Consider the following 14,091-nt stretch of genomic DNA (forward strand, 5'->3'; position numbering starts at 1 on the left):
AAGCCCTCACCGGGGATCAGGTTTCGATCCGGTCCCAGCCGCCCGGCAGCTCACGGGGCAGGGCCGGCCACGCCGGGTCGGGGCGGAAGTCGCGCCACGTGCCGTCGAAGGGGAACCCGCCCGACTCGGCCAGCGCGATCACCTCCCGGCCGGCGCGGCGCACCCGCTCCTCGTCGTCCACCCAGTACGCCCCGGGCATGGTCAGGCGGGACGCGAACAACTCCTCGTCCTTCCAGCGCCACGTGCGGTCCGGCTCGATCACCACGTCCAGATCCCAGTCGGTCGTGTCCAGGCCGGTCAGGTCGCCGTGACGCCACAGTGCGGGTGGCGCCTCCAGATTCGCGTACCACCGGAAGAACGTGCCGTCCGGCCGGAAGAACCAGCGGATCGAGTAGTCGCGCCCGCGCGGATGCCAGCTGAGCACCCCGTGGTCGATGGTGTGCGGCACCGGGACCCGGTCGGAGGCCGACCACTCCGGCAGCGGCACCCGGCCCATGCCGCGGCCGTCGGGCAGAGTGAAATGCCAGGCCGCGGCGTCCGGCGGCGCCCACAGCAGGACCGCGTCGCCCAGGTCGGCCACCGCACGGAACGGCACGACGAGGCCGAGCCGGCGGCGCTGGAGATGACGGAGCCAGACGGTCTCACCGGGCACGATCATGTGCCGAGGCTATCGGAGCCGAAGGCGCGCGCCGGTGAGCGTGAGATACCACTGCGAGTCGGTGAAACCGGGCCCGGTCTCCTCGCCGATGTAGGCGTCCAGGTGCTTGGGGCCGCCGAGTCCCGGGGTGAACTCGTCGGTGATCGTCCAGTCGGCGTCGCGCAGGGCCGAGCACACGGCGGCCGGCGCGGTGGAGCCGTCCTCCTGGCTGCCGCAGCCGGCGATGGTGAAGCGGGTGCCCCGAGGCAGCACACCCGGGTCGGCCGCGGCCGACACGAACGGGACCAGGGAACCGCCGCTGCTGGTGCGCGGCGCCGAATCCAGCCAGTAACCGGTGTCGTACGACCAGTTGAGATATCTTCCCGAGCGGGTGCGCCCGGTGCCCTCGTCGCGGACCGCCTCGACGAAGTCGGCCGGGTAGGTGCCCAGGGCGTCGTCACCATCCGAGCAGTCCATCGTGCGGCAGCCGGTGACCTGCTCCGGCGCTCCGTCATGGAACTCCTCGACCGCCGTGTAGTAGACGGTGATCTCCCAGTCCGAGCTGGTCCGCGTCGCGGCCGACGGGGACCGTGAAGGTGCCACGGACGCCGCGAGTGATCTCGAGGGAGAGCGGGAGGGGGAGGGGGAGGGATCGAGCGAGGGGGACGGACTCGGAGATGCGGAGGCGGACGCGGATGCGGATGTCGGGAGGGTGGGCGCCGCGACCGTCGGGTCGGCCGGCGCCGTGCCGCAACCGGCCACGGTGAGGACCAGTCCGGCGGCCCACACGTGCCGTGCGGCCATCGGTTACGCGGCCGCGGTCAGTTCGGGTAGGCCGGTGGCGGCGGGTTCCGGCACCTCGTCCACACCCCGCACCCACACATGCCGGGGCGGCAGGATCACGGCGACGCGACGGTCCAGAACGCTGGCTTCCGGAAACGCGATCATCTTGAACTTCGGCATGGTGCCTGGCATCGGCACGACCGCCGTCGGCCTTGAGCCTTTCTTGACCTTTCAGCCGTTCGGTCGACCCGGCCCCGCGGTCGTCCCGTGTCGCACCGCTGTCTCGGGCTGCTCGTCCCGGTCGCCGCGTCCCCGGCCGGGCGCCGGACAGCCCGGCGGCTCAGGGCGGGCCCGTCGGCCCACCTGACTGAGCCGCGGCTCAGGCGGGGTCCAGCGGGTTGTCCGCGGTCGCCGGGACCGCGGACGACCCGGGCCACCGGGACCGGGCCGCCGCAGACAGGTGACCGGCCAGTTCGGCGATCCGCGGCCGGTGGGTGGCGAGGCCGGCGACCACGCCGAGGCGGTGCAGCAGCCGTTCCCGGGCGGTGGCAGTGCCCCACTCCCAGTCGCGGCGGGTCAGGCGGTCGAAGTGGTCCGGGCCGTGCCGCTCGGCCCGCTGGACCAGCGCGTCACCCTGGACCAGCCAGGCGATGCAGGCGTCGGCCAGATCCTCGGCCGTGACCGGCCGGAGCGCGCGATAGGCCTCCTCGGCCTCGGCCACATGGCGCGGTGGCAGGGCGCGGACACACCAGCAGGTCGGAAAACCGGTCCGGAGGTACGCCACCTCGAGCGCGCCCGGTCCACGACGGGCGCCCTCCAGGTCGACGAACCGCACACCGGTGCCGGTGACCACGGCGTTGTCGGGGCACGGGTCGCCGTGCAACAGCGCGTCACCGGCCAGCCCGTCGAGTAACGCCTGCACCTCGGCCTCGACGGACCGGGGGACCGGCACGCCGAAACGGGCGGCCAGCCGCAGAAACGCGCCGGCACCGGTCGGCGGGCGGTAGGTGGGGACGTCGTCGCCGGGTGGCACGCCGTGCAACCGGGCCAGGGCGGTCGCGTACTCCACCGACCACGGGCGTGCGGTCGTGCCGCCGCCGAGATACTCCAGGACCAGGAGCCGTTCGGCCTCGTCGGCGGCGAGCAGCGCGGCCACCGGGGCGGGCGTCATCCGTCCGGCCGAGCGCAGCGCCGCCACCTCGATGCGGAAGCGGTCATCGGCGTCGGCGCCGCCGGTGACCCGTTTGACGACGGCGGGCTGGCCGGCGAACTCGACCACGCTCACGTCCGAGCGGGGGCTGCTCTGGATCCGGCGGACCAGCACCGGGTCGCCCAGCTCGGCGCGGATGCTCTCCGGGACGATCACCAGCGGGTGTCCGGCTGGACCACGGTCGGGCCGCCCGGGTGCGGGGTCGCCACGTGGCCGTCGGCGGGCGTGGGCAGCGCGTCGACGCAGGCCTGCGAGCACGCGTTCACCAGCAGCGGCCACACGTCGGTGCCCACGCGCAGGGAGATCCACACCTGCCGCATCTCGTCGCCGACGGGCTGGTCACAGACGCTGCACGTGCGTACCCCCTCGGTGCCGTGCCGGTAGGGGTCGAGGTCGGTGAGGTCGCCGCGGGTGACCGGGCGCAGCGCGGGGAACGGGGGCCGGTGCTTGTAGTTGCCGTAGATCGCCCGGGTGCTGACCGTGCTGTCGGCCAGCGCCGTGCACCGGGTCAACTCGTAGGGGAACCAGTGCAGGCGATACGAGGTGTACGGCTCGAACTGCTCCAGGCTGCGCATGAGCCCGATCTCCGGCGGGATCCGCACGAGATTGCTGCCGTACAGCACCAGGTGTCTGACCCTCGTCAGCCGGCCGATCTCGCGCGGCAGCGTGATCAGCTCCCGGCGCTGGTCGGCGGTCATCTCGACGAGCGGCCGGAACATCTCCCGCCCGTCCGCGGCGGCCTCGTCGATCAGCTCCAGCATCCGCAGCCACCCGGAGGACGCGGTGTCCTGGCGCTCCCCGTGGAAGGCCACCGCCACCGGCCGGGTCCGTTTCGAGTAGCCCACGCACCGGCACATCTGCCGGCTCTGGCGCTGCGGCCCCGGCCCCACCGCACCGGCGAAGCGGTTCACGAACACCCGTGGCTGTGCCTCGTCCGACGTCATGGCGGCAATATATCGACGACAGCCCGGTGAGCACCGTCCCTGGTTTCCTTCAGGTCGGCGTCCGGTTGCCGATGCGGTGGCCCGTGATCGAACCCGCCAGAGCCCCCCTGCCCCGATGGTTGCCGTTGGCCGCCGCGACCGCCGTGGGTGTCGCCGGCCTGGTCGCGGCCGCCGTCGTGGTGTGCCGCCGTGAGCCCGCCGTCGCCGAGGACGTCCCCGCGCCACCACCGCCGGCGGCCCCCGAGGAGACGGCCCGGCCGCGGCGGTCCCGGGCGGTCCCGCTGATGATCGTGGCCGCAGTCGCCGCGGTGTGGGCCCTGGCGGTCATCTACAACGACGCGGCCGAGGAGGAGTGCGCGGAGGCCCGGCGCACCGCCTACAGTGTGGGGTCCAGCCGGACGTTCATCGATATGAGTCGCATTTCGGACGCGTGCGACGACGTCCTCTGGTGAACGACGGGCCACCCGGGGCGGTTTCCTTCAGGTCGGCGTTCGGTTGCCGATGCGGTGGCCCGTGACCGAACCACCTGAACCAGGCCTGCCACGATGGCTGCCGCTGGCCGCCGCGACCGCCGTCGGTGTCGCCGGCCTCGCGGCGGCGGCCGTAGTCGTCACCTGCCGCCGCAGAGCCGACGAGAAATCCGCGCTGTCGCCGTCCCCGCCCGCGGACACGGATCCTCCGCGTGCTCTCGAGAGCTTCGTGAGGGTGGTGTCCGCCGAGCGGCGTGCTCCATCGGCGCAGCCGCCGCGCCGGGTGACGGCGCCGCTGCCGCCGGTGGACCCGAAGTCCCGGCGGAACAACGTGATCCTCCTGTTGATCGCCGCCGTCGTCGTCTGGGCATGGGTGGTCGGGTACATGCTCTGTGCCACGGCAGGTGACACGTACGGCTCCCCTCCCGCGTCGCCCACCGATTTCGATCCCGCCTACCTGGGCGATCTCGGGAGTGTCCGTTCGGACCGGTACTGAGGTGCCGGCCCGAGCCGTCGGCGGGCCGCCGGGGCCTGTCGGCGCCCGCCCGGGACATGGTCCGATGGTTTCCTTCAGGTTGGCGTTCGGTTGCCGATGCGGTGGCCCGTGATCGAACCACCCAAGCTCTCCCTGCCCCGATGGCGCACCCGACCGGCGTCTCGCCGGCTGTCTCTCGCCGCGGTGACCGTCGTGGGCCTCGGCGGCATCGCCGCGGCCGCCGTCGCCTGCCACCGCCGGTCCGCGGCGCCGCCGGAGCCCGAACCGCTTCCGGAGCCGGTGCCGCCCGTCGAGAGGCCGGATCCTCCCCGGTTCCACGCGATCCTCCTGGCGATAGCGGCGGCCGTCGTCGGAGTCTGGTCGATAGCGGTCATCCACAACGAGAAGGCCGTCTCGGAGTGCCCCTCGGCCTACGAATCGCTGAACCGCCCGGAAAGCCGGGGCGTCTGGCCCGACGACTACCGGTACAGCAGCGGGAACACCATAACGAGCACGATCTACGCCGAGGCGGCTGACGAGGGCTGCCGCTGAGCGGCGGGGCCTATCCGGCATGGACGAGGGTGCGGGGTGACGGCGCGGCACGGCGCCGGCGGCGTCGGATCAGCCACTCGGCGACCAGCATGTTGATCATCCAGGCGGCGGCCATCGTGGCGGTGCGGCTGGCCGGGGTGAACGCGCCGACCGCGGCCAGCCATGCCCCCTGGGTGAAGAACTGGGTGCCCGCGCCCATGCCGACGGCGTAGCCACGGATCATCCACGCACGGTGGGCGGTGAAGTCCCGGCGCAGCGCCGTGACGAAGCCCAGGACCAGCGCGATCACCATCCAGGCGACGACGGCGACGCGGATGGCGGCCAGGACGGCGCTGTCCACAGCGGCGGCCGGCAGGAACAGGGTCAGCCACAGGCCGCTGACCGCGGCGATCAGCCCGGCCGGGACGACGATCCGCCCGGAGATGCGGTGCCAGCGACGGAAACGGCGGCGTACGCCGGGCGCGAACTGGAACGCGCCGAGGATCCCGAAGAGGGTGACGCTGACGATGTGCGCGACCAGGGCGACCGGGGACTGGATGACCCGGTCGCCGTCGGGCAGCACCGGGGCGCCACCGGCCATCTCGGACAGCCGCAGCGCGCCGGCGGCCACCGGCACGAAGGTGAGTACGAGCAGTCCGGCCGGGATCAGCCAGTTCGAGGGAGACTTCATGAACTAGATGCTGGCCGTGGGCGGGGCCGTGTTCATCGGAGTGCGGGCCGGGATCGCCCCGGCCGAAAGTGGGGGACGGCGACCGTACTTCAGGCCAATCCGGTGAGCGTGCTCCGTGCGTACCATCGGCTCGTGCTTGAACCGCTCCGGGCGCTGCTCGCCGAGCCCCGCCCGCCGGATCCGCCGGCCCGCAGCCGCCGTGATCTGGCGCTGGTCGCCGTGCTGTTGGTCGTGGTGCCGGTCGAGGGACTGTTGCGGACGGACGTCTCCGACCGTGTCGCCACCGTGATCATGACCGCGGCGCTGGTGCCGGCGCTGCTGTGGCGCCGGGAGCGGCCGCTGCCCACGGTGGCGGTCGTGTTCGCTGGCAGCTGGATTTTCGCGGTGCTCGTCGGGCATCAGCCGGAGCTGGTGTCGGGCGCGTTCGTCTTGCTGCTCGCCCATGCGGTGGTGCGGTGGGGCTCGGGCCGGGAGATGGTGGCGGGGGTGGGCCTGATCCTGGTGAAGGTCGCCGCGACCGAGCGCGGGACCGATCTGGTGGCCGGGTTCCTGGTGATGACCGCGGTGTTCGCGTTGGCCGCGGCCATGCGGTACCGGTCACGGCTGCGGGCTCGTGAGCTGGACCAGGCGAAACTGCTGGAACGGGAGCGGCTGGCCAGGGACCTGCACGACACCGTGGCGCATCATGTGTCGGCGATGGCGATCCGGGCGCAGGCGGGGATCGCGGTGTCGAGAACGACGCCGGAGGCGGCGGTGGACGCGTTGCGGGTGATCGAGGCGGAGGCGGTGCGGGCGCTCGGCGAGATGCGCACGATGGTGCGTGCGTTGCGTGACCGTGAGCCGGCCGAGTTGGCGCCGAGCCCGGCGATCGCGGATCTGGCGGCGCTGGCCGGGCCGTCGCCGGAGGGGCCGGAGGTGACCGTGGAGATCGACGAGGGCCTGGGCGAGCTGTCACCGGCGGTGGGCACGGCGGTCTTCCGGCTGGCCCAGGAGTCGGTGACCAACGCCCGCCGGCATGCCCGGCATGCGACCCGGATCGCCGTGCGGGTGTCGGCGGAGGCGGCCAGGGTGCGGCTGTCGGTGAGCGACGACGGTGACGGCGGCGGCGTCCGGGGCGGCGGGTTCGGGCTGGCCGGGATGCGGGAGCGGGCGGAGTTGCTGGGTGGGATCTGTGAGGCCGGCCCGGCGGCCGGGCGGGGTTGGACCGTGACTGCCGTGTTGCCGCGGGGGCTGGCGTGACGGTGCGGGTGGTGGTCGCCGACGACCAGGAGATCGTCCGGACCGGGCTCACCATGATCCTCAATGCGGAGCCGGACATCGAGGTGGTGGGGCAGGCGGCCGACGGGCTGCGGGCGGTGGAGCTGGCCCGGCGGCTGCGGCCGGACGTGTGCCTGTTCGACATCCGGATGCCCGGCGTCGACGGTATCGAGGCGACCCGGCGACTGGCCGGGCCGGCGGTCGCCGATCCGCTCGCGGTGGTGGTCATCACGACCTTCGACCTCGATGAGTACGTGTATGCGGCGTTGCGTGCCGGTGCGCGGGGATTCCTGCTCAAGGACGCCGGGTCGGCGTTGCTGGCACAGGCCGTGCACGCGGCGGCGGCCGGGGACGCCCTGATCGCGCCGAGTGTGACGACCCGGCTGTTGAAGGCGTTCGCCGGTGCGGGACCGGCGGGGCCGGCGCGGCAGCCGGTCGACGCGTTGACCGAGCGGGAGGAGGAGGTGCTCGGGGCGGTGGCCCGCGGGCGTACCAACACCGAGATCGCCACCGAGTTGCACATCAGTCTGAGCACCGTGAAGACGCACGTGGCGAGCCTGATGGCGAAAATCGGGGCACGGAACAGGGTGGAGATCGCGATGTGGGCGTACGAGACCGACCGGGCCCGTTTCCGGTAGGGACGGCTCAGCTCTGTGCGTTGGCCCGCACGAACCCGTAGACCACGGCCGCGCCGATCATGACGAGCAGCGCGACGAACCGGACCAGTGCGAAGAGGGCGGCGCGTGACTTCTTGCGTGCGCCGGGCAGTCCGGTGTTCGCCGTCTTGTAGTCGCCTCGTGCGCCCTTGCGGGCGTCGAGCAGGCGGGCCAGCCGCATCCCGACGAAGACCGCGACCGCCACGCCCAGGATGAACCCGCCCACCCTGCCTCCTCGCGAAAGTCGAGCCCCAGCCTCGCGGTGGCACAGGCGCATGTCAATGCGCTGATGGGTCGTTCCCCGTCGCCCGGCGGGGTGACCCCCGCCGACCGGCTGGACTCTCTACCGGATTCGTGCCCGGCAGGCTCTGTTTCACAGGGCTTTCACAGGGTGTCGCGTGGGATCGCTTCGGACGGCCGGAGCGGGTCCGGCCACATCGAGGGGAAACGGAATGACTGACGCGCAGAACCGCCGTCGTCGATCGCGCTGGCCGGTGGTCGGCGTCGCGGCGGGCGCGCTCGTACTCGCCGGGGGTGGGGTCGGTGTGGCCGAGGCGGCCGCGACGCCGCCCGCGCTCAGCTTCGTCGCCGCGACCGGCACGGTGACGGCGGAGCGCTACGCCGCGGAGGGGGAGGTGTACGTCTCCCTGGACCTGGGTCTGCACGTGATCGCGGGCAAGGACCCGTTCGAGATCCGGGCCAAGCGGGCCGGCTACGACAAGCCGATCGTGGCCTACCGGACGGTCCGTAAGAAGGGCAAGAACACCCAGGTCAAGCTGCCGGCGGGGACGGCGAGGGACTTCACCGGCCTGGCGGACTTCACCACTATCACCATCAAGGACCGGTCGGGGAAGGTCGTCACCAGCTACAAGACGGCGTTCTGCGGCAACTCGTACAGCTCGGCGCGGACCCGGCGCGACGCTCCGGCGACCAACCCGTACCCGACCCGGTGCGGTGGGGAGAACCCGTTCACGCTCGGCTCGGTCTGGGGTGTGCAGGCCGGCTGGAACGCCCAGGTGGCCGACCAGCCCGCCACGGCGGCGCCGCTGGCGAAGCTGGTCGCCGGGAAGTACACCGCCGAGGCCACGATCAACCCGAAGTACCGCAAGGCGTTCGGGATCCCGGCGAAGAACGCCACCGCCAAGGTCACCGTCAACGTCGTCGACGTCAAGACCGACGCCGAGGGCGTGGCCGCGGCCCGGTCGGTCGACGCGCGGGAGGAGCCGGCGCTGGCCATGGCGATCACCGCCGGCGGCCACGACCGGCACACGGCCGAGGGTGACGAGAGCCGTCAGGTGTCGTCGTTCCGGTCCGAGTTCCGGGCGGCCGCGAGCCGTCCGGCCACGCTGAAGGCGGCCCCGAAGGCCGGCCCGAAGCCGGATCTGCGGTCGCTGCCGGCGTGGGGCATCTCGCTGTCGCGGGAGAACCGGCGGTGGTACGTCAACTTCGGCGCCACGGTCTGGAACGCGGGCACGTCGCCCCTGGTGGTGGACGGGTTCCGCCGGACCGGCACCGAGCTGATGGACGCCTACCAGTACTACTTCGACGCGCACGGCAAGCAGGTCGGCTCGCGGCCCGCCGGCACCATGCAGTGGGACGACCGGGACGGCCACAAGCACTGGCACTTCACCGACTTCGCGCAGTACAACCTGCTGAAGTCGGACAAGAGGTTCGCGGTTCGCAGCGGCAAGGAGGCGTTCTGCCTCGCCAACACCGACGCGGTGGACTACACGATCAAGGGCGCGAAGTGGCGGCCGGACAACACCGACCTGTCCACCTCGTGCGGCGCCAACACCGTCGTCGCGGTCCGTGAGGTTCTCGACATCGGCAACGGCGACACGTACAGCCAGGATCGTCCGGGTCAGTCGTTCGACATCACGAACCTGCCGAACGGCACCTACTACATCCAGGTCGTCGCCAACCCGGCGAAGCGCCTGGGCGAGCTGAGCACCGCCAACAACACGGCGCTGCGCAAGATCGTTCTGGGTGGTACGCCCGGGAAGCGCACCCTCTCGGTGCCGAAGGTGCACGGGATCACCGGCTGATCCAGCCCAGTGGCGGGGACGTTCCCGCCGGTCGGCGGAGTGGCCGGCCGGCGGGAACGCTCTAGGGTGCTACCGGCATTCTCAACGGGGCAGAGCGGCGGTGTACGTGATCCGGGTGGTCGTGGTCGACGACGAGGCGCTGGTGAGATCGGGTTTCCGCCTGATCCTGAACGCGGCGCCGGACATCGAGGTCGTGGCGGCCACGAGCGGGGCGGGCGCGTTCGACGCGGTCCGCGAGCATCGTCCGGCGGTGGTGCTGGTCGACATCCGGATGCCGGACGTCGACGGTCTCACCGTCCTCAGCCGGGTCCGTGAGCTGCCCGAGCCGCCGGTGGTGGCGATGCTGACCACGTTCGACGCCGACGAGTACGTGCTCCAGGCCCTGCACCAGGGTGCGGCCGGGTTCCTGCTCAAGGACACCGAGCCCGAGCACCTGGCCCAGTTGGTGCGCACCCTGGCGATGGGCGGGGTGGTGATGTCGCCGAAGGCGTCGCGGACCCTGCTGCGCAGCCTGCCCCGCACCGACGAGGCCGCCGCCGACCGGGCCGACAGCCGTGTCGAGCGGCTCACCGACCGGGAACGCGACGTGCTCGTGCTGCTGGCCGAAGGGTTGTCCAACGCGGAGATAGGGGTCCGCCTGCACCTGGGCACGGGCACCGTCAAGGACCACGTCAGCGCGCTGCTGACCAAGCTGCGGGTGTCCGGCCGGGTCCAGGCGGCGTTGCTCGCCCAGCGGGCCGGCCTGCTGGACACCGGGCGATGAAGGCACGCCTGATCGAGCTCGCCCTGATCGTCGTGGCCGCCGCGGACATCTGGGTCGACCTGTGGAGCGACCATCCGGTCAGCATCGGGTCGGCGGTCGTGGCGTGCGCCGCTCTCGCGGTCCGGCGGCGGTTCCCGCTGGCCGTCGTGCTGCTCACCCTGCCGGCCGCGCTGCTCGAGGCGGCCCTGGTGGCGCCCTGTGTCGCGCTCTACACGCTGGCCGAGCGCTCCCGTAACCGGGTGCTGCTGTCGGTCTGCGTGGTGCTGGCCGCGGTCGCCTCAGCCGCGCCGTCACCGTTGGAGCCGGACGGCGACCCGATCGGCGACAGCGTCGTCTACTTCGCCTACGCCCTGGCCACCGTGGTCCTGCCGGTGCTGCTCGGGCAGTTGGTGCAGACCCGCCACGACCTGTCGCACCGCCTCGAGGAGATCGAGGAGGTCAAGGAGCACGAGCGGGTGCTGCACGCCCAGGCGATCCTGGCCCAGGAGCGCGCGCAGCTGGCCCGGGAGATGCACGACGTCGTGTCGCACCAGGTGAGCCTGATCGCGGTGCAGGCCGGGGCGCTGCAGGTGTCGGCCGGTGACGAGGACACCCGGGACGCGGCCCGCACCATCCGGTCGTTGAGTGTCGGCACGCTCGACGAGCTGCGCACCATGGTGACCCTGCTGCGCGCGTCCGGTGACGACATCACCCAGCTCACCCCGCAGCCGACCCTCGCCGACCTGTGCACGCTGATCGCCAACAGCGGCATCGACGTGGATCTCACCGGTGACCTGGGCCTCGCGGTCGGCACGCCACGGCAGAGGGCCATCTACCGTACGGTCCAGGAGGCCCTCACCAACGTGCGCAAACACGCGCCGGGCGCCGCCGCGACCGTCGACCTGTGGCATGACGGCAAGTTCGTCGGCGTGACGGTCACGAACGGGCCGCCGTCGCGTCCGTCGCTGCCGCTGCCCGGCGCGCACCAGGGGCTGATCGGCCTCCAGGAGCGTGCCGACCTGCTGTGCGGCACGCTGGAGTCCGGTCCGACGCCGGAGGGCGGTTACCGGGTCCGGATGCGGTTGCCGATCCACACCGACTGATCGGAAGGCGTCTATCGCAGGCGGGGCAGCGCGTCGCGGGCCGAGTGGCTGAGCAGCCGCAGGTCCTCGGCGAAGCGGTTCAGGTGCTCGGGCGGCAGCGGCGTGACGAAGTAGCGACGGATGTTCTCCACGTGCACCTGCGCCGCTCGTACCACCGTCTGCTCGCCCTCCGGCGTCAGCCGGACGAGCGTGCCGCGCCGGTCGGCCGGGTCGGGAGCCCGCTCGACCAGGCTCGCCGCCTCCATCCGGTCCACCAGGCGGGTCGCGCCGCCGGTGGTCAGCACCTGCTCCTGGGCGATCGACCGCATCGGCAGCCCGGCGTCACCGGCACGCCCGAGGATGAGCAGCACCTCGAACATCAGGTGGCTGATGCCGCACTCCTCCTCCAGCGCCCGGCCGAGGATGTACTCCAGCCGGTTCGCCGCTCCCTGCAGACGCCCGAACGCGAGGACCAGCTCGTGGTTCGCCGCGTCACCGGCTGTCGTGATCTCCGCCCCTTCACCCATCGGATCATCATGCCCGAGCCGGGAGACGTCCGGGTGGTCGCAAGTCCTTGCAGCACTATCTGCACGCCATCGAGAAATTTTCATTCATTTCACAATCACAGCTCAGGGTACGGAAAAACCTGGTGAACGCGCTCCCATGAGGCGGAGCTGTGGGCTTAGCCATTGACCGGGCCACGATGCCGGGCCACTCTCCTCCGGGAATGTCACTGATGATTCTTGCAACTCGTGCAAGATCTTGCTGACTGATGGAGGATCGAGATGGAATCGCGTCGGCGCACCTACGCGCTGCTCGTGGCGGCGATGTGCGGACTCGTGCCGCTGGGGGTGACGGGCCCGGCGTCCGCCGCCCCCGTCATCGCCGCCGACGGCCTGCGGGAGGGGCAGACGTACGGCTCTTTCATCGTCACGCCGCAGCCGGGAAGGGCCGCCGCCGTGGCCGGTATGCGCACGCTCGCCACCGGCGCCAAGGTGGTCCGCCCGGTCAAGCCCCTGGACGCGGCCGGGGCCCGGGCGTACATGGCACGACTGGCCGCCGCGCCGGGCGTCGCCGCGGTCGAGCCGGACCTGCCGGTCACCCGCACGTCCACGCCCGGCGACCCCCGCTACGGCGAGCAGTGGCCGCTCTGGCAGGTGTACCCGCAGACCGACAGCGCCGTCCGCGTCGACGAGGCCTGGGACACCGGGGCCGACGGCGGCGGCGTCACCGTGGCCGTCCTGGACACCGGCGTCCGCCCGCACGCCGATCTGGCGCCCGCCCTGGTGGCCGGTTACGACTTCATCGCCGACCCGGCCAACACCGTCGACGGCGACGGACGCGACGGCGACGCCCGCGACCCCGGCGACTGGAACGACGAGGGCGACTGCGGGGCCACCGCCTTCTCGCCCAGCAGCTGGCACGGCACCCACATCGCCGGCATCGTCGCCGCCGCCCGCGACAACGGCATCGGGGTCACCGGGATCGCGCCCGCCGCCCGGGTGCAGCCGATCCGGGTCCTCGGCACGTGCGGCGGCCTGGACTCCGACATCGCCGACGCCATCGTGTGGGCGTCCGGCGCGCCGGTCCCGGGAGCACCGGTCAACACCACCCCGGCCCGGGTCATCAACATGAGCCTCGGCGGGTACGGACCGTGCGGCCCCACCGTGCAGGCCGCCGTCGACACGGCCGTCTCCCGTGGGGCGAGCGTGGTCGTGTCGGCCGGCAACTCGGCCGCCGACGCCGCCGACTACCACCCGGCCAACTGCCACGGGGTCATCACCGTCGGCGCCACCGGGGACGACGGGTACCTGGCGTCGTACTCCAACCACGGCGACACCGTCGAGGTGGCCGCGCCCGGCGGATGGGGCTACTGGCGCGACAACGATCCCGCCCACGGAGTGCTGTCGACCGTCGACGCGGGCGCCCGTGCGCCGGCCGGTGACTCGTACGCCGCCATGCGCGGCACCAGCCAGGCCGCCGCCCACGTCTCCGGGGCCGTCGCTCTGCTGCTGTCCCGGCGCCCCGGCCTGACGCCCGCACAGGTCAGCGCCTACCTGACCGGCAACGCCCGCCGGCTGCCGCTGGGTGGTGGCTGGTACAACAGCTCGTATCCGATCGGCGGTGGCCTGATCGACGTGGCCCGTACCATCCACGACGCGACCGGCACCCCGGGCGGCGAGTGCGCGGTCTGCACCGGATCCGCGGTGATCGTCGACGTGACCGTCCCCGCCGGCACACCCGCCCGGGTCCACCTGGCCGGCACCCTGGCGAGGCTGGGGACCGGCCGCCCCGACTGGGATCCGGCCGGGGTCCCGGCGATGCGCTACCAGCGGAGGTCCTGGGACGGCACCAGCACCACCGCCTGGAAGGTCCAGTTGGCCGGCGTGACCCCGGGCGCCACCGTCGACTACAAGCTCACCCTGGGCGGCTGGCCCACCGTGGAGAAGGCCCGCGACTGCGCCGAGATCCCCGACCGCACCGTGACCCTCCCGGAGGACGGCACCCTGTGGGCGTACGCCACCGCCGAGGCCTGGAACGGCATCGCACCCTGCGGGTGAGCAGGCC

General features: G+C 72.6%; 17 protein-coding genes. 9 read left to right on the forward strand and 8 right to left on the reverse strand.

Going from position 1 to position 14,091, the window contains the following annotated elements:
- Positions 1 to 16 precede the first annotated feature (16 nt).
- The 5 genes from ACQPZW_RS17625 to ACQPZW_RS17645 form a co-directional block, all read right to left on the reverse strand.
- Entirely contained in the window at positions 17 to 658 is a 642-nt protein-coding gene (locus tag ACQPZW_RS17625; RefSeq protein WP_433795979.1) for a DUF402 domain-containing protein, read from the reverse strand.
- Positions 659 to 667: 9 nt separating this feature from the next.
- The gene (locus ACQPZW_RS17630; RefSeq protein ID WP_433795980.1) at positions 668 to 1,240 is read right to left on the reverse strand and encodes a hypothetical protein; all 573 of its coding nucleotides are present in this window, start codon (positions 1,238 to 1,240) and stop codon (positions 668 to 670) included.
- Positions 1,241 to 1,444: 204 nt separating this feature from the next.
- A complete protein-coding gene (locus ACQPZW_RS17635; protein WP_433795981.1) occupies positions 1,445 to 1,600 on the reverse strand; it encodes a hypothetical protein in 156 nt (51 codons plus the stop codon).
- Between the two features lie 199 nt (positions 1,601 to 1,799).
- Positions 1,800 to 2,786 (reverse strand): phosphotransferase, encoded by a 987-nt coding sequence (locus tag ACQPZW_RS17640; protein WP_433795982.1) that lies wholly within the window; start codon positions 2,784 to 2,786, stop codon positions 1,800 to 1,802.
- Complete coding sequence (locus ACQPZW_RS17645) at positions 2,783 to 3,574, reverse strand: leucine-rich repeat domain-containing protein (protein ID WP_433795983.1); 792 nt, start codon at positions 3,572 to 3,574, stop codon at positions 2,783 to 2,785. The genes ACQPZW_RS17640 and ACQPZW_RS17645 overlap by 4 nt, the downstream gene beginning before the upstream one ends.
- A gap of 125 nt (positions 3,575 to 3,699) precedes the next feature.
- Between ACQPZW_RS17645 and ACQPZW_RS17650 the strand changes: the two genes are divergently transcribed.
- The 3 genes from ACQPZW_RS17650 to ACQPZW_RS17660 all read left to right on the forward strand — a co-directional run bounded on the left by ACQPZW_RS17650 (position 3,700) and on the right by ACQPZW_RS17660 (position 5,071).
- Entirely contained in the window at positions 3,700 to 4,026 is a 327-nt protein-coding gene (locus tag ACQPZW_RS17650; RefSeq protein WP_433795984.1) for a hypothetical protein, read from the forward strand.
- 61 nt (positions 4,027 to 4,087) lie between these two features.
- Positions 4,088 to 4,540, forward strand: coding sequence for a hypothetical protein (locus ACQPZW_RS17655; RefSeq protein ID WP_433795985.1), 453 nt, complete (start codon positions 4,088 to 4,090; stop codon positions 4,538 to 4,540).
- A 108-nt stretch (positions 4,541 to 4,648) separates the two neighbouring features.
- Positions 4,649 to 5,071, forward strand: coding sequence for a hypothetical protein (locus ACQPZW_RS17660; RefSeq protein ID WP_433795986.1), 423 nt, complete (start codon positions 4,649 to 4,651; stop codon positions 5,069 to 5,071).
- 10 nt (positions 5,072 to 5,081) lie between these two features.
- Here the strand turns inward: ACQPZW_RS17660 and ACQPZW_RS17665 are convergent, their stop codons facing one another.
- Positions 5,082 to 5,741 carry a DUF2306 domain-containing protein gene (locus tag ACQPZW_RS17665; protein WP_433795987.1) on the reverse strand — a complete coding sequence of 220 codons (660 nt, stop codon included), beginning with the start codon at positions 5,739 to 5,741 and terminating at the stop codon, positions 5,082 to 5,084.
- 132 nt (positions 5,742 to 5,873) lie between these two features.
- Between ACQPZW_RS17665 and ACQPZW_RS17670 the strand changes: the two genes are divergently transcribed.
- Positions 5,874 to 6,980 (forward strand): sensor histidine kinase, encoded by a 1,107-nt coding sequence (locus ACQPZW_RS17670; RefSeq protein WP_433795988.1) that lies wholly within the window; start codon positions 5,874 to 5,876, stop codon positions 6,978 to 6,980.
- Positions 6,977 to 7,636 carry a response regulator transcription factor gene (locus tag ACQPZW_RS17675; RefSeq protein ID WP_433795989.1) on the forward strand — a complete coding sequence of 220 codons (660 nt, stop codon included), beginning with the start codon at positions 6,977 to 6,979 and terminating at the stop codon, positions 7,634 to 7,636. The genes ACQPZW_RS17670 and ACQPZW_RS17675 overlap by 4 nt, the downstream gene beginning before the upstream one ends.
- Before the next feature lie 7 nt (positions 7,637 to 7,643).
- Here ACQPZW_RS17675 and ACQPZW_RS17680 read toward each other — a convergent pair whose 3' ends face one another.
- Positions 7,644 to 7,880, reverse strand: a complete 237-nt coding sequence (locus tag ACQPZW_RS17680; protein ID WP_433795990.1) for a hypothetical protein — start codon at positions 7,878 to 7,880, stop codon at positions 7,644 to 7,646.
- Positions 7,881 to 8,106: 226 nt separating this feature from the next.
- Between ACQPZW_RS17680 and ACQPZW_RS17685 the strand changes: the two genes are divergently transcribed.
- From ACQPZW_RS17685 to ACQPZW_RS17695, 3 genes are all read left to right on the forward strand, one after another.
- Entirely contained in the window at positions 8,107 to 9,699 is a 1,593-nt protein-coding gene (locus ACQPZW_RS17685) for a lysyl oxidase family protein (protein ID WP_433795991.1), read from the forward strand.
- A gap of 106 nt (positions 9,700 to 9,805) precedes the next feature.
- Positions 9,806 to 10,462, forward strand: coding sequence for a response regulator (locus ACQPZW_RS17690; protein ID WP_433797567.1), 657 nt, complete (start codon positions 9,806 to 9,808; stop codon positions 10,460 to 10,462).
- Positions 10,459 to 11,544 (forward strand): sensor histidine kinase, encoded by a 1,086-nt coding sequence (locus tag ACQPZW_RS17695; protein WP_433795992.1) that lies wholly within the window; start codon positions 10,459 to 10,461, stop codon positions 11,542 to 11,544. The genes ACQPZW_RS17690 and ACQPZW_RS17695 overlap by 4 nt, the downstream gene beginning before the upstream one ends.
- An 11-nt stretch (positions 11,545 to 11,555) precedes the next feature.
- Here the strand turns inward: ACQPZW_RS17695 and ACQPZW_RS17700 are convergent, their stop codons facing one another.
- Positions 11,556 to 12,050, reverse strand: coding sequence for a MarR family winged helix-turn-helix transcriptional regulator (locus tag ACQPZW_RS17700; protein ID WP_433795993.1), 495 nt, complete (start codon positions 12,048 to 12,050; stop codon positions 11,556 to 11,558).
- Between the two features lie 258 nt (positions 12,051 to 12,308).
- Here ACQPZW_RS17700 and ACQPZW_RS17705 point away from each other — a divergent pair, with 258 nt between their 5' ends.
- Complete coding sequence (locus ACQPZW_RS17705) at positions 12,309 to 14,084, forward strand: S8 family serine peptidase (protein WP_433795994.1); 1,776 nt, start codon at positions 12,309 to 12,311, stop codon at positions 14,082 to 14,084.
- Positions 14,085 to 14,091 lie beyond the last annotated feature (7 nt).

Source organism: Actinoplanes sp. CA-252034 (genome assembly GCF_050956125.1).
Classification (GTDB): domain Bacteria; phylum Actinomycetota; class Actinomycetes; order Mycobacteriales; family Micromonosporaceae; genus Actinoplanes.

What these genes read in the sequence shown, in the direction of transcription:
- ACQPZW_RS17625 (WP_433795979.1), bottom strand. Translation starts at nt 658, where the DNA reads ATGATCGTGCCCGGTGAGACCGTCTGGCTCCGTCATCTCCAGCGCCGC.
- ACQPZW_RS17635 (WP_433795981.1), bottom strand. Translation starts at nt 1,600, where the DNA reads ATGCCGAAGTTCAAGATGATCGCGTTTCCGGAAGCCAGCGTTCTGGAC.
- ACQPZW_RS17645 (WP_433795983.1), bottom strand. Translation starts at nt 3,574, where the DNA reads ATGACGTCGGACGAGGCACAGCCACGGGTGTTCGTGAACCGCTTCGCC.
- ACQPZW_RS17665 (WP_433795987.1), bottom strand. Translation starts at nt 5,741, where the DNA reads ATGAAGTCTCCCTCGAACTGGCTGATCCCGGCCGGACTGCTCGTACTC.
- ACQPZW_RS17685 (WP_433795991.1), top strand. Translation starts at nt 8,107, where the DNA reads ATGACTGACGCGCAGAACCGCCGTCGTCGATCGCGCTGGCCGGTGGTC.
- ACQPZW_RS17695 (WP_433795992.1), top strand. Translation starts at nt 10,459, where the DNA reads ATGAAGGCACGCCTGATCGAGCTCGCCCTGATCGTCGTGGCCGCCGCG.
- ACQPZW_RS17700 (WP_433795993.1), bottom strand. Translation starts at nt 12,050, where the DNA reads ATGGGTGAAGGGGCGGAGATCACGACAGCCGGTGACGCGGCGAACCAC.
- ACQPZW_RS17705 (WP_433795994.1), top strand. Translation starts at nt 12,309, where the DNA reads ATGGAATCGCGTCGGCGCACCTACGCGCTGCTCGTGGCGGCGATGTGC.